At 72.7% G+C, this 14,080-nt stretch carries 13 protein-coding genes and 1 pseudogene; 5 read left to right on the forward strand and 9 right to left on the reverse strand.

Annotated features, from left to right (window positions below; all coding sequences use genetic code 11):
* Nucleotides 1–126 (reverse strand): annotated as a pseudogene (locus tag KBB57_RS19255) (IS110 family transposase); the annotation flags it as partial.
* Nucleotides 127–245: 119 nt separating this feature from the next.
* Here KBB57_RS19255 and KBB57_RS19260 point away from each other — a divergent pair.
* Nucleotides 246–1,772, forward strand: coding sequence for a UxaA family hydrolase (locus KBB57_RS19260; RefSeq protein WP_290753814.1), 1,527 nt, complete (start codon nucleotides 246–248; stop codon nucleotides 1,770–1,772).
* Between the two features lie 453 nt (nucleotides 1,773–2,225).
* On the opposite strand, the gene KBB57_RS19265 is transcribed toward KBB57_RS19260, so the two are convergent.
* A complete protein-coding gene (locus tag KBB57_RS19265; RefSeq protein WP_290753816.1) occupies nucleotides 2,226–3,674 on the reverse strand; it encodes a hypothetical protein in 1,449 nt (482 codons plus the stop codon).
* Entirely contained in the window at nucleotides 3,671–3,910 is a 240-nt protein-coding gene (locus KBB57_RS19270) for a hypothetical protein (protein ID WP_290753818.1), read from the reverse strand. Before KBB57_RS19270 ends, KBB57_RS19265 begins: the two co-directional genes overlap by 4 nt.
* Before the next feature lie 135 nt (nucleotides 3,911–4,045).
* Here KBB57_RS19270 and KBB57_RS19275 point away from each other — a divergent pair, with 135 nt between their 5' ends.
* Together KBB57_RS19275 and KBB57_RS19280 are read left to right on the forward strand one after the other, a co-directional pair.
* Nucleotides 4,046–5,665 (forward strand): hypothetical protein, encoded by a 1,620-nt coding sequence (locus tag KBB57_RS19275; RefSeq protein ID WP_290753821.1) that lies wholly within the window; start codon nucleotides 4,046–4,048, stop codon nucleotides 5,663–5,665.
* A gap of 68 nt (nucleotides 5,666–5,733) precedes the next feature.
* Nucleotides 5,734–6,021, forward strand: coding sequence for a hypothetical protein (locus KBB57_RS19280; RefSeq protein WP_290753824.1), 288 nt, complete (start codon nucleotides 5,734–5,736; stop codon nucleotides 6,019–6,021).
* 89 nt (nucleotides 6,022–6,110) lie between these two features.
* Here the strand turns inward: KBB57_RS19280 and KBB57_RS19285 are convergent, their stop codons facing one another.
* The 6 genes from KBB57_RS19285 to KBB57_RS19310 form a co-directional block, all read right to left on the reverse strand.
* Nucleotides 6,111–6,587: a lytic transglycosylase domain-containing protein gene (locus KBB57_RS19285; protein WP_290753826.1), complete on the reverse strand. Its 477-nt coding sequence runs from the start codon at nucleotides 6,585–6,587 to the stop codon at nucleotides 6,111–6,113.
* Between the two features lie 191 nt (nucleotides 6,588–6,778).
* The gene (locus KBB57_RS19290; RefSeq protein WP_290753828.1) at nucleotides 6,779–7,276 is read right to left on the reverse strand and encodes a hypothetical protein; all 498 of its coding nucleotides are present in this window, start codon (nucleotides 7,274–7,276) and stop codon (nucleotides 6,779–6,781) included.
* 93 nt (nucleotides 7,277–7,369) lie between these two features.
* Nucleotides 7,370–7,876, reverse strand: coding sequence for a hypothetical protein (locus tag KBB57_RS19295; protein WP_290753830.1), 507 nt, complete (start codon nucleotides 7,874–7,876; stop codon nucleotides 7,370–7,372).
* A gap of 65 nt (nucleotides 7,877–7,941) precedes the next feature.
* Complete coding sequence (locus KBB57_RS19300; RefSeq protein WP_290753833.1) at nucleotides 7,942–8,520, reverse strand: HdeD family acid-resistance protein; 579 nt, start codon at nucleotides 8,518–8,520, stop codon at nucleotides 7,942–7,944.
* A gap of 7 nt (nucleotides 8,521–8,527) precedes the next feature.
* Nucleotides 8,528–9,097: a hypothetical protein gene (locus KBB57_RS19305; RefSeq protein ID WP_290753835.1), complete on the reverse strand. Its 570-nt coding sequence runs from the start codon at nucleotides 9,095–9,097 to the stop codon at nucleotides 8,528–8,530.
* Nucleotides 9,084–12,500, reverse strand: a complete 3,417-nt coding sequence (locus KBB57_RS19310; RefSeq protein WP_290753838.1) for an indolepyruvate ferredoxin oxidoreductase family protein — start codon at nucleotides 12,498–12,500, stop codon at nucleotides 9,084–9,086. Before KBB57_RS19310 ends, KBB57_RS19305 begins: the two co-directional genes overlap by 14 nt.
* A 236-nt stretch (nucleotides 12,501–12,736) precedes the next feature.
* Here KBB57_RS19310 and KBB57_RS19315 point away from each other — a divergent pair, with 236 nt between their 5' ends.
* Together KBB57_RS19315 and KBB57_RS19320 are read left to right on the forward strand one after the other, a co-directional pair.
* Entirely contained in the window at nucleotides 12,737–13,636 is a 900-nt protein-coding gene (locus KBB57_RS19315) for a LysR family transcriptional regulator (RefSeq protein ID WP_290753840.1), read from the forward strand.
* A gap of 115 nt (nucleotides 13,637–13,751) precedes the next feature.
* Nucleotides 13,752–14,080, forward strand: a 329-nt coding sequence (locus KBB57_RS19320) for a hypothetical protein (RefSeq protein ID WP_290753843.1), incomplete at its 3' end; no start/stop codon positions are given.

The raw sequence follows: 14,080 nt of genomic DNA on the forward strand, positions 1-14,080 counted from the left end.
GAGCTCTGCGCGCAGACAAGGCGGCAGCCCGCGTCCGTCGGCGGTGCGCAATGCGGCGAGATCGGCGTCCCAGGAGCGCAGGGACGGCCGCTTCCGGATACCTTGGGTGACCAGGAGTGCCTCGATGGCCACACCTCGCGCCGTTCCCGGCGCATGGCTTGCGGGCGGCGGCGGTTCAGACTAATATATCAGTTGCGCCGAAGGCCGCGGCTGAGCGGGACCGGGCGCGGGGGGAAACAAGCCAGATGCTCGACACGACATCCCGCATCATCCGCCTGAACGCCGACGACAACGTGGTGATCGCGCTGGCGGACCTCGCGGCGGGGACGACCACGGAGGGGCTCGACGTGGCGTTGCGCGACGCGACGCCGCGGGGGCACAAGATCGCGACGCGCGACATCGCCCGGGGCGAGAACGTGGTGCGCTACGGGCAGATCATCGGGCAGGCGATCGTCGACATCCCCGCGGGGGCGCATGTGCATTCGCACAACCTCGGGATGGGCGAGCACGATCGGGACTATGCCTTCGGCGTGGAGATCAATCCGCCGGCGGCGCCGGCGCGGGCGCGGGAATGGATGGGGTATCACCGCCAGGACGGGCGGGTGGGGACCCGGAACTATCTGGGCGTGCTGACCAGCGTGAACTGCTCGGGCAGCGTGGCGCGGTTCATCGCCGAGGCGGCGGAGAAGGCGGGCTGGCTGGAGCAGTTCCCGAACGTCGACGGGGTGGTGCCGATCGTCCACGGCACCGGCTGCGGCATGTCGGGCAAGGACGAGGGCTACCAGACGCTGTTCCGCACGCTGAAGGGGTATGCGCGGAACCCGAACTTCGGGGGGATCCTGCTGGTCGGCCTCGGCTGCGAGGTGATGCAGATCCCCGACCTGATCGGGGCCGGGCGGATGCGGCCGGACGGCAACTTCCGCTACATGACGATCCAGCAGACCGGCGGCACGCGGCGGACGGTGGAGAAGGGCGTGGAGATGCTGCGCGAGATGGCCGTGAAGGCGAACGAGGTCGCCCGCGCGCCGGCGCCGGCCTCGGCGCTGGTGGTCGGGCTGCAATGCGGCGGGTCGGACGGCTATTCCGGCATCACCGCGAACCCCGCGCTCGGCAAGGCGTCGGACCTGCTGGTCGCCCATGGCGGCACCACGATCCTGAGCGAGACGCCGGAGGTCTACGGGGCGGAGCACCTGCTGACGCGGCGGGCGGTGAGCCGCGAGGTCGGCGAGAAGCTGATCGAGCGGATCAAGTGGTGGGAGGACTACACGGCGCGGAGCGGCGGCGAGATGGACAACAATCCCTCGCCCGGGAACAAGCGCGGCGGGCTGACGACGATCCTCGAGAAGTCGCTCGGCGCGGTCGCCAAGGGCGGCTCGGCGCCGATGGCCGGGGTCTACAAGTACGGCGAGCCGATCGACACGCCGGGCTTCGTGTTCATGGACAGCCCCGGCTACGACCCGGCCTCGGTGACGGGGCAGATCGCCAGCGGGGCGAACCTGATCGTCTTCACCACCGGGCGGGGCTCGGTCTCCGGCTACAAGCCGGTGCCCTGCATCAAGCTCGCCACCAACTCGGAGATGTACGGCCGGATGTCCGAGGACATGGACGTCAACTGCGGCGACGTGATCTCGGAGGGGGTGAGCCTCGACGCCAAGGGCGAGGAGATCTTCGAGGCCTTCCTCGCGGTCGCCTCGGGCGCCAAGACGAAGAGCGAGGCGCTGGGCTTTGGCGGGGCGGAGTTCGTGCCCTGGCAGATCGGCGCGGTGATGTGAGGATTGCGGTTCCCGCGCGGCTGTTCACGCGTGGACGGGGCATAAGTCATTGATTCTTCGTCGGGCGCTGCACGATCTTGCATGATCCTGCACGGTTTTGCACGATTTGCCACACCGCACGACACCGGCCCGTCCTGCCGGATCCACGGGGCGCGCAAGCGCCGAGCGACCGAAGCGGGCGTGCCCGCGAGGCCCGGCGCGACAAGCGAAAGCATTGCTTTCGCCGCGCCGACGGCTGGAGCGCGGTTGCGCGCGGAAGCCGTGGGGGGTCCAGATTTCCCCGTCGCACGCCATCCGGCCGTGATCGCCCCGGCGAGCGCGGCAACGCGCTCGCCCCCCGCAGGGGCGATCGCGGACGGATTTGCCGCGGGTCAAATCCGTCTGGCTTCGACGTCGCGACCTGCTTCGGCCGGGCTTCCCCTCCACTGTCGTGCAGTGAGGCGGGCGTCCCGCTCAGAGCGGGTCGGCGAGGAGGATGAAGCGCTTGCCGCCCTTGAGCGGCTGCTCCTCGCGGAGACGGAAGCGCGCGGCCATCAGGGCGCGGAAGGTCTCGGGGTGGTAGTCGTCGTACTGGTCCTCGCGGTTGGCGAGCAGGGCCTGCACCATCTCGTCGTCGCGGGAGACGAACTCGATCACCACGCTGGCGCCGAGCCCGGCGAGCCAGTCGACGAAATCCGCGAGCGGGATGTTGGCGGTGATCACCACGTGGTGGACGAGCGCGAGGCAGAGCACGAGCTCGGGCCGGCCGCGGCCGGCGAGGTCGCGGCGCTCGGTCCCGCGCCAGCCCTGCGCCGGCGAGGCGTCGGCGAGGTTGACGACGAGGGGCAGGATGCGGCGTGCGGCCCCCTCCGCGCGCTCGCGCGCATAGAGCCGCTCGATCGCCAGCCAGTCGGCGTCCATCGCCACCACGCAATCGGCCTGCGGCTCGACGATGCGGGAGAAGGCGCCGGTGTTGCAGCCGAGGTCCCAGGCGAGCCGCCAGCGCCGGAGGGCGGCGGCGCGGCGGACGAAGTCGGCCTTGGCCTCGTGCTCGGCGGCGTCGTAGCTGTGGGTCGTCTCGTAGTCGCCCCATTCCGTCGGCAGGTCGGGCGGCCGGAGGCCGGCGACGAGGCGGGCGAGCTTTGCCACGTTGGCCTCGATCAGCCCCTTGTCGAAGCCCGCGTCGGAGAGCGCGCCGCGCATGTCGCGGCCGCTGCCGGCGTAGCGGCGTTGCAGCAGGCTCTGGGCGACGACGTGGAGGAGGACGCCGCGGCGCAGGCGGTCGCGGCCGGAGAGCATCCGCGCCATCTCGCCGGCGGGGATGCCGTCGATGCGGCCGCGGAGCAGCGGGCGGAAGTCGACGCCGCGATAGGCCTGGAGCATCAGCGGGTAGAGCATCAGCTCGCAGAACTGGCGATAGCCGGCCCAGGGCGCGCCGGGCTCCAGCGGCTCGAGCGAGGGGATGTCGATGAAGACCGGGCGCGCGCCCTGCCACTGGACGTTGTAGGGCGTCGCGTCCTTGAGGATGAAGCCCTCGGCCAGCGCCTCGCGCATCAGCTCGAGATGCAGGAGCGCCGCGTCGCGCAGCATCCCGAACGGCCATTCGTAGGGCCAGGAGACGAAGGGGATGCGCGCGTGCTCGACGAGCCCGCCGCCCTCCGGCAAGGGCCCGAGGTCGGTGGTGGCGACGAGGCGGCCGGCCTCGACGTTGCGGCGGAAGAATTCCGTCTCGCGCAGGCGCAGCCAGTTCTCTCGCGCGCGCGGGCCGAGGGTCCGAAGGACCCGCCCGTCGCGGTAGTGGACCTGCCCGCTGCGGTCGCGGAACGAGCCCGGCTCGCGCCCGGCGGGGCCGGGCGCCGGGTCCTGCGCCGGGTCGACGTCAGGGGAGCCGGAAGGGTCCTCCGCCTCGGCGGCAGCCCTCACGGATCGGACCGCGGCTTGCCCTGCTCGGCCGGGGGCTCCTCGCTGCGCATCCCGATCATCACGAGGAAGCGCCGCCAGTAGAGCTTGCCGGCGATGGCGACCCCCGCCGCGCCGCCGAGCAGCGCCTGGAGCACCATGCTGCCGGTGCCGGGGTCGAGATAGGCGTGCGCCGGAGGCGCGGACCAGACGAGCACCGCGGCAGGCAGCAAGGCAAGGCAGATCGGGTTCCGCGGCATCTCTCTCCTCCTTCGGCGGGGTCGCGGGACTGCCGTCGCCGCAACGTCACAACACCTTCACATAGCGCCCGGGTTCCTGCAATGAAGTCCCGCCCGCGCGCCCGGCGGGCGTCCGCCGATGGGAAAGGACAACCGATGCCGAAGCATGGCCGGACCATGGCCGGCGGGTCCCGGGGGGGCCGCGTCTGGCCGTTCGCCCCGGTGGCGCTGGCGCTCGCCTCGGTGCTCGACCCCTTGTCGCGCAACCTCCACCTCGCCGCCTGGGAGGACGCGGGCCCCGCCTTCGCGGCCGGGGTCGCGGCGGCGCTGGCGATCTGGCTGATCGTGGTGCGGCTGCGCGGGCGGGCCGACGCCGGGGCGGCGCTGATCGCCAGCGTGTGGACGGCGGGCTCGCTCCACTACCTCGAGATCTTCCGGCGCCTGAACGACGCGATCGGCGGGGACTACTCGCAGCTGCGCGCGCTCCCCTTCGCGCTCGCCATCATGGTCGGGCTGACGCTGGCGCTGCGGGGGACGCGGGGCTGGCACGGCTTCGCCCATGTCGTCGTCGCCTGCGTGGCGGCGGCGGTGGTGATCGGGCCGACCTGGCGGGCGGCGGCGTTCGAGTGGCGGCATATGGGATCGCGCAGCGTCTGGGACGGGGCGCGGGCCTTCTCCGAGGAGCCCGGCCTCGCCGCGGCGGCGGCGCCCGCGGGGGAGCTGCCGGACATCTACGACTTCGTCTTCGACCGCTACGGCTCGGAGGAGACGCTGGCCGGGGCGTTCGGCGTCGACGACGCCGCGGGGGCCTATCTGGAGGGACAGGGCTTCTACGTGGCGCGCGACAGCTTCGCGAACTACGTCAGCACCGGGCTTTCGCTGGCGTCGACCTTCAACATGCGCCACCTCGACGCGGTGGCGGCGGATCCGCGGGCCTCGGGCGGGGACTGGCGGCCGCTCTTCGCGATGATCGACGACAGCGTGGTCGGGCGCTACCTGCGCGGGCTCGGCTACGACCAGCGCCAGTACGGATCGTGGTGGGTGGGCACGCACCACAACCCGAACGCCGCGGTCAACCGGCCGATGGGGCTGAGCGAGTTCGGCATGGCCTGGCTCAGGCGGTCGATCGCGCTGCCGCTGACGCATCTCTTCCCCGGGTCGCGGGCGGCGATGCTGCTGTCGTGGGACAACGGCCAGTGCCAGCGGGTGGCGCGGCAGGTCGAGGAGATCAAGGGGCTGCGCCGCGACGGCCGGCCGCTCTACGTCTTCGCGCATTTCCTGCTGCCGCACGGGCCGTTCCCGTTCACGGCGGACGGGGAGTGCCTCGGCTGGCGGGAGGCGGCGGCGCGGGGCGACCAGCGGGGCTACGCCGAGCAGGCCGAGTATGCCGCCGCGGTCATCCGCGAGCTGACCGGGGCGCTGCTCGCGCCGGGGCGGCCGCCGGCGGTGATCCTGATCCATGCCGACGAGGGGCCGATCCCCGAGCGGGAAAAGGGCGTTCCGTGGCAGGACGCCTCGCCGGAGGAGCTGCGCGTCAAGTTCGGCATCCTGCAGGCGGCGCGGTTCCCGGGCGGCGACTACCGGCGGATGCGGCAGGACCTGTCGCCGGTCAACCTCTACCGCGCCATGCTGGCGACCGAGTTCGGGCTGGATCTGCCCGACCTGCCGGACGGCATCTACGTCTTCCCGGACAGCTTCTCGATCTACGACCTGCGCGACGTGACCTCCCGGGTCCGCTGCGGCGCGCCGGAGGGCGGCGGGGATCCCGGCTGCTGACGCGGGCGCTTTCCAGCCGGGGCGCGGGGCGGTATCACGGAGCGGCCATCGCCCCCGGAGATCCGACCATGCGCCGCCTGCTCGCCGCCCTCCTCCTCGTCGCCGGGCCCGCCGGGGCCGAGATCCGCTGGGGCGACCGGCAGTTCGACGACACGAGCTGCGGCGAATGGGAGAAGCTCGACATGACCGCGCGGATCGACGCGCTGCGCGGGATCGCGCCCTTCGGTCAGTTCCTCGAGGCGGCGGACCGGAGCGCCGCGGAAGACTGGGCGGACGAGGTGGCGGACCAGTGCCGCGGCCGGCCCGACCGGTCGCTGACGGACGCGGCCGGGGCGGCGGAGCAGCCGGGGGGCTGAGGGCCCGGCGGAGAGCGGTCTCCCGGTGGCGGGACTGGCGGCGCGGCCAGCCCCGGCAGGGACGGTGGGGAGCCCGGAGGGCTGAGGGCTCAGCGGAGCCCGGTCTCGTCGAGGAGGCCCTTGCGCTTGGCCTCGTAGTAGTAGCCGCGCGCGTACCACTGCACGGCCTCGTCCATGTTCCCGTCGGAGACGAGCCAGGCGCCGCGCAAGTACTTGACCGCGTATTTGAGGTTGGTCTCGGCGTCGAGCAGGCCGGTGGCCGAGCCCTGGTAGCCCATGCTGCGCGCCGTGGCGGGCAGGATCTGCATCAGGCCGTAGTAGGGGCCGTTGCGGGCGGCCGGGTTGTGGCGGCTCTCGCGGATCACGACCTTCTGCACCAGCGCCGGCGGCACGTCATAGGCGTCGGCGTATTCGTCGATCAGCGAGCGCAGCTCGGGGGTCTCGCCCGGATAGAGGGCGCGGGAGGCGACGGGGGCGGGCGTCGCGGCCTTCTCGGGGCCAGGACCGGCGCAGGCGGCGAGCGCCGCGAGGGCGAGCGAGGCGAGGAGAAGGTTCTTGGCGCGCATGCGGCGGCTCCCGGATCCGTTGGATCCCAGAATCCCCCATCGCGCGAGTCCCCGTCAACCGAGGGGCGACGCGGTCGGCGGAGGTCCGCCTAGCCCGGAGGCACCCCACCGCAGGATATTTGGGCAAGCGCTTGGAGCAAAACGTAAAGGCGCCGCCCGTTAACCTGATTTCAAGGATGAGGAACGCGCGCTTACTGCATCATCACGCGGAGGTTCGGATAGGAGAGCGGACCGACCTTGGCGTAGCCGTAGGTCCAGCCGAGCCCCCAGGCGACCCGCTGCGGCGGGTTGCCGCCGCCTTGCGCCCAGGAGAAATGCGGCAGCGCCGTCGCGCCGCCTTCGAGCGCCCCGGCGACGCAGCGGGCGGTCAGCGCCGGCGCGTCGGGGCCGAGATCGGCGATGACGATCCGCGCCGGGGTCGCCACGTTGGCCGAGAACGCCCCGCCGGTCACCTTGCAGGTCGCGCCCTTGATCTCGACGAGCGAGCCGTCGGTCTCGGTGGCGAAGGCGCGCACCGCGAGGCCGAGGTCGCGCCGGCCCGGCGGCGTCATCGAATCCGGCCGCGCCTCGGCGCGGGTGGCGGGCAGGCCCCAGCCGCCGCCGCGCACCGGGACGCCGAAGCCGAAGAGGTCGCCGCCGGCGCAGCCGGAGAGCGCCAGCGCCGCCGCCGCGAGGGTTATCGCCCGCATCTCACCAATCTCTCCCCTGAAACCTGGCCCGGGAGCCTAGCGCCGGCGAAGGCGCCTGTCGACGCCGCTGACGCCGCTGGCGAAATCCGCCGGCTATTGCAGCGGAATCGCCACGTCGGGGTAGCGCACGCCGCCATAGGCGGCGCCGCCCATGCCCGGCGCGAACACGCCGCCGATCGAGACGCCGCTGCCGCCGTAGTAGCCGTCGCCGGAGCCGATGCCGATGCCGATCGTCGGGTAGAACCCGCCGAAGCCGCCGCCGCCGGCGTTGCGGAAGGCCGGCACGACGACCCGGCCGCCGCGGCGCCCGTCGGCGGCGCAGGCGACCCGCACCGGCTGGCTCGCGGGGCCGAAGCTCGGGACGGCGAGGGTGGCGGGCGCGGTGAAGGCGGCGCGGAAGCCCGTGCCCTCGACGGTGCAGGCGGCCGGGACGGAGGTCCCGTCCCGCGTCGCGGCCACGTCGAAGCGCGCCTCGCCGCTGACGCCCGCCGCCGCGCCGGGCTCGACCCCGGCCGTCACCAGCGGCAGCGCCGGCACGGCGGGCTCGACGGGCGCGCAGGCCGCGGCGGCGAGCGTCGCGGCGATGATGCTGTTTCGCATGGCTTCGCCTCCTCGGGTCGGGCCGAAGGCAGAATGCGCAGGCAGGCGGGGTGGTTCCCCGCGTATCAGGCCAGCGCCCGGCGCACGTTCCAGGCGAGCCACGCCAGCGCCCCGCCGGCGGCGATCAGGTAGACCCCGACGAGGAAGCCGAGCAGCCACTGCGCCGTGGTCCCGAGGTTCGCCGCGAGGATCATCGCCACGACGACGCCGAAGACGCCGCTGCCGAGGATCCAGAGCCAGTCGTCCATCGGCCGGATCATCAGCGCGAAGGCGATCCGCGCCACCGCCTCGATCATGATGTAGACGACGAGGAGCAGCGCCACGGCGAGGAGCCCGGCCTCGGGCCGCGAGATCAGCAGGAAGCCGACGACGATCCCCAGCGCCACGGAGACGAGCTGGAGCCAGAAATACGGCACCTTGTGCGCCCCGATCAGCCCGATCGCCTGCACCACGCCGCTGAGCACCAGCAGCCAGCCGATCAGCACCAGCACCCCGGAGCCGAAGATCGCCGGGAAGATCAGCGCCAGCAGGCCGGCGACGACCAGCAGCACGCCCTCGACGAGGTAGAGCAGCGAGCGCGAGCGGATGTTGTCGCGGACGGCCTCGCGCAGGACCGCGGAGGCCTCGTTCACCGTGATCGCCATGGGCAGGCTACTCCTGAAGCGCGTCGACTGCGCCGAGTTCTGCCGCAAGCGCCCCGCCCTGTCCACCGGGCGGCGGCGCGAGGATCACGTGGATGTCGGGATAGACGAAGATCGGCACCGAGGGCGCGCCCCAGCCGCCCCAGCCCGGGCCCCAGCCGGGCCCCCACCCGCCGCCCCAGCCCCACGGGCCGGGGCCGTAGGGTCCGGGCCAGGCGCCGGGGGCGTTCACCCAGCGGATCTGCACGCCCTGCTCGGCCGTGCCGCGCCAGCCTTTGGCGTCGCAGGCGACGGAGAGCGTCGGCGATTGCGGGCCGAAGCCGGGGAAGACCACGCGCGCCGGGCTGCGCAGCCGGGTCTGGAACAGGATCGACTCGACCTTGCACTCGGCGCCGCCGACCTCGGCGCGCTTGCCGTCGGGGGTGGGCGCGAAGGTGCGGACCACCACGTCGGCCTGGCCCTGCGCCACCATCCCGGGCTGGGCCGGCACCACCGCGGCGGGGCCGAGCGGCAGGCCGCCCCCCGCGCAGCCGGCGAGCGCCAGCGCGGCGGCGGCGAGGGAAACCCTACTCGGCCGCATGGACGACCCTCCGTCCCCCCGCGTCGAACTCGGCGAGGAGCGCCGCGCGCCGGTCGGCGGCGGCCGCCGCCGCCGCCGCCTTGACCGGGCCGAAGCCGCGGATCTCGAGCGGCAGGCTGGCGCGCTCGAGGACGATGTCGCGGGTCGCGGGGGTGAGCCCCGCCGTCAGGCGGTCCATGTCGGCCTCGTATTCGGCGATGAGCGCGCGCTCCATGCGACGCTCCTCCGTGCGGCCGAACGGGTCAAGGGGGGTTCCGCGCAGGCCCTTGAGGCGGGCGAGGAGCTTCATCGCCGTCAGCATCCACGGGCCGAACTCGCGCTTGGCGGGGCGGCCGTCGGGCCCCGGCCTCGTGAGGAACGGCGGGGCCATGTGGAAGCGCATCTCGCGCACGTTCTCGAAGCCGGCGGCGACGGCCGCCTCCAGCGTCTCGGCGTGCAGGCGCGCGACCTCGTACTCGTCCTTGTAGGCGAGGAGCTTGTGGTAGCCGCGGGCGACCGCCTCGGCGAGGTCGGGGTCGACGGCGCGGGCGGCCTCGACCCGGTCGCGGTAGCGGCGCGCCAGCCGGGCGTTCTGGTAGCGCGCGAGGTGGGCGGCGCGGCGGTCGACGATGGCGGCGAGGTCCTCGGCCGGGGGCGCGGCCTCGGGCGCGGTCAGGGCCGCCGCGGCGCGCGGCTCGGCGATGGCCCAGCGCCCGAGGCGGAAGGCGGCCTTGTTGCCCTCGACCCCGGCGCCGTTCAGCTCGATCGCCCGCAGGACCGCCTCCTCGGTGACCGGGACCAGCCCGGCCTGCCAGGCGGAGCCGAGCATGAGCATGTTGGCGTAGATCGCGTCGCCGAGCGCCTTTTCCGCCAGCCGGGTCGCGTCGAGCATGGCGATCCCGTCCTCGCCGAGCCGGGCGCGCAGCGCGAGCGCGAGGCGGTCGGTCGGCATGTGGAAGTCGCGGTTGCGGGTGAAGTCGCCGGTGACGATCTCGTGGGCGTTGACGACGCCGCGGGTGCGGCCGCGGGTCATCAGGCCGAGGGTCTTCGCCCCGGCCGCCACGACGATGTCGCCGCCGATCAGCGCGTCGGCCTCGCCGACCGCGACGCGGATCGCGGTGATGTCGGAGGGCTTCGGCGCGATGCGGACATGGATGGAGACGGCGCCGCCCTTCTGGGCGAGGCCGGCCATCTCCATGACGCCGGCGCCGTGGCCGTCGAGATGCGCGGCCATGGCGAGCACCGCGCCGACGGTGACGACGCCGGTGCCGCCGACGCCGGTGATGACGGTGTTCCAGGAGCGCTCGAGCGCGGGGAGGCGCGGGGCGGGCAGCTCGCCGATGGCGACCTCGGCCGGGGCGGCCTTGCGGACCTTGGCGCCCTCCAGCGTGACGAAGGAGGGGCAGAAACCCTTGAGGCAGGAGAAGTCCTTGTTGCACGAGGACTGGTCGATGGCGCGCTTGCGGCCGAGCTCGGTCTCGAGCGGCACGATCGAGACGCAGTTCGACTGCACCCCGCAATCGCCGCAGCCCTCGCAGACGTCCGGGTTGATGAAGACGCGGCGGTCGGGGTCGGGGAAGCGCCCGCGCTTGCGGCGGCGGCGCTTCTCGGCGGCGCAGGTCTGAATGTAGAGGATCGCCGAGACGCCGGGGGTCTCCTCCATCTCGCGCTGCACGGCGTCGAGCTCGTCGCGGGTGCGCATCGGCACGCCGGGGAAGTCGTCCGGGTCGACCGCCTCCTTGGGGTCGTAGACGCCGACGACGGTTTTTACCCCCATCGCCTTCAGCTCGCGGGCGATCTGCGGGGCGGTGAGGCCGCCCTCGTTGGGCTGGCCGCCGGTCATCGCGACGGCGTCGTTGTAGAGGATCTTGTAGGTGATGGTGACGCCCGCGGCGAGCGCGGCGCGGATCGCCTGCACGCCCGAGTGGTTGTAGGTGCCGTCGCCGAGGTTCTGGAAGATGTGCTTGCGCTTCGAGAACGGCGCCTCGCCGATCCAGTTCGCCCCCTCGCCGCCCATGTGGGTGAAGCCCTCGGTGGCGCGGTCCATCCACTGCACCATGTAGTGGCAGCCGATGCCGGCATAGGCGCGCGCGCCGTCGGGCAGGCGCGTCGAGGTGTTGTGCGGGCAGCCGGAGCAGAACCACGGCTTGCGCGTGGCGATCTCCTCGGCGTTGTCGGCGCGCACCGCCTCGGCCAGCGCGGCGCGGCGGGCGTCGAGCGCCTCGGTCGTCACGCCATCCTCGGCGAGGAGGTCGCCGAGGGTGCGGGCGACCTTGACCGGGTCGAGCGCCTGCTTGACGGTGAAGATCACCCGGCCGGCCTCGTCCTTCCAGCCGGTGACGCGGCGGCCGCGGCGGTCGTCGAAGATCGCCTCCTTGATCTGCACCTCGATCAGCTTGCGCTTCTCCTCGACCACGATGATATGCTCGAGGTCGTGGGCCCATTCGCGGAAGCTCTCCATGTCGAGCGGCCAGACCATGCCGACCTTGTAGGTGGCGATCCCGAGCCGCCGGCACTCGGCGTCGTCGAGGCCGAGGAGCTCCAGCGCGTGCGCCGTGTCGAGCCAGCTCTTGCCCGCCGAGACGATGCCGATCCGCGCCTTGCCGTCGCCATGCACCCGCCGGTCGAGCCGGTTCGCCCGCCCGAAGGCCTCCGCGGCGAAGCGCTTGTAGTCGTGGAGCCGCGCCTCCTGCGCCACCGGCGTGTCGTGCAGGCGGATGTTCAGCCCGCCCGGCGGCAGGGCGAAGTCGGTCGGGACCTTGATGTCGAGCCGCATCGGGTCGCCGTTCACGACCTCGGTCACCTCGATGGTGTCCTTCACGCATTTCAGCCCGACCCAGCACCCCGAATACCGGCTGAGCGCCCAGCCGTAGAGCCCGTAGTCGAGGATCTCCTGCACGCCCGCCGGCGACAGGATCGGCATCATCACGTCGACGAGCGCGAACTCGGAATGGTGCAGCACCGTCGAGCTCTCGCCGGTGTGGTCGTCGCCCATGCAGACGAGGACGCCGCCCTTCTCGGCGGAGCCGGCCATGTTGGCGTGCCGGAACACGTCGCCGCAGCGATCCACCCCCGGCCCCTTGCCGTACCAGAGCCCGAACACCCCCTCGACCCGCCCCTCGCCGCGGATCGCCGCCTGCTGCGTCCCCCAGAGATAGGTCGCCGCCAGATCCTCGTTCAGCCCGGGCTCGAACTTCACGTCCGCCGCCTCGAGCTGCTTCTTCGCCGACATCATCGCGAGGTCGACGCCCCCGAGCGGCGAGCCGCGATAGCCGGAGACGAAGCCCCCGGTGACGAGCCCGGCCGCCTCGTCGCGCGCCTTCTGCATCAGGAGAACCCGCACCAATGCCTGGATCCCGCCGAGCAGGACGGTCTTGCGCGAAAGGTCGTAGCGGTCGGCGAGAGAGACGTCGTGCAGCGTCATCGGCGCTGTCCTCCCCTGAGGCTGCCAGCGAGGCTGGTTGCTCGCGGCATCATAGGTCAGAATCCATGACCAAAAAAGCCGAATCCGCCCCGCGGTTCCGCCGGGTCGAGAAAAGCACGAAGATTGCGCGACGCATGGCTGGGTTGCGTCCAGCGCAATTCTCTGCCCCGCGCCCACGCCATATGTGCTATGCACCGGGCGCAACGAACGACGCCCCCCGAGCGAGGCGAGAGCGGATGGACTGGGACAAGCTGCGAATCTTCCATTCCGTGGCGGAGGCGGGCAGCCTCACCCATGCCGGCGACCAGCTGCACCTGAGCCAGTCGGCGGTGAGCCGGCAGATCCGGGCGCTGGAGGAGAGCCTCGACACCACGCTGTTCCGCCGCCATGCCCGCGGGCTGATCCTGACCGAGCAGGGCGAGCTGCTGCTGGAGGCGACCCGCTCGATGGCGCGCCGGCTGGAGGCGACCGCCGCGCGCATCCGCGACAGCAAGGACGAGGTCTACGGCGACCTGCGGGTGACCACGACGATGGGTTTCGGCACGCTCTGGCTCGCGCCCCGGCTGCCGCGGCTCTTCGAGCGCTATCCGAACCTGCGGCTGGAGCTGATGCTCGAGGAGCGCATCCTCGACCTGCCGATGCGCGAGGCCGACCTCGCCATCCGCATGAAGGAGCCCTCGCAGGCCGACCTGATCCGCCGGCGCATCATGGAGGTGCGCATCCGCCTCTACGCCAGCCGCGCCTATGTCGAGCGCGAGGGCCTGCCGCAGAGCATCGAGGACCTCGTCTCCCGCCGGCTGATCGTGCAGAATCCGGGCTCGCCGCAGGTGCGGGCGGGCGGCGAGTTCGTGCAGCCGCTGGTGGCGCAGGCCAACAGCACGCTGACCGTCAACACCTATTTCGGCATCCTGCAGGGCGTCATCCACGGCGTCGGCATCGGATCGCTGCCCGACTACATCACCGCGGGCTTCCCCGACCTCGTGCAGGTGCTGCCGGGGCTCGAGAGCGCGGTGATCCCGGTCTACCTCGCCTACGTGCAGGAGCTGCGCCACAACAAGCGGGTATGCGCCTTCCGCGACTTCGTGCTGGAGGAGATCACCGCCCACCTGCGGACGATGGCGCCGGGTCCCGACTGACCTGATGCAGCCATGCAACAATGCGATGGCGGCCATGCACAAGTATTGGGCGCCACCCCTTGCCCGACGCGATCACCTCCGCTACATTCCCTCCCGAAGCTGGATGGCCGGATCGGTGATCCTCTTCAACCTCCCTGTTGGACTTGGGCCGAGCGATTTGCTCGGCCTTTTTTTCGGCGCAACGCCGCCGGCTGGTCTGGCGGCCCCGCCGGGCCGTGCCCTGCGCGCCTGCGGCGGCCGGCCGGAAGCCAATCGCTTCGCGCGTGGCGCCTGCCCCTGCCGCCCCTGCCCGGCCGGCGCTGCGCCGATTTGCGCCCGCGAGCAAGGGCCGAATCGCATCCGCAAGAGACCGGCGGCGGCTCCGCTCGCGGAGCGCCGGCGCGACAGGCGAAAACGCAGCGATCGCCGCGCCGACCGCCTGACGGCGCCCCCGCCGGCTCCCGC

This window comes from Amaricoccus sp. (assembly GCF_017993425.1).
GTDB lineage: Bacteria > Pseudomonadota > Alphaproteobacteria > Rhodobacterales > Rhodobacteraceae > Amaricoccus.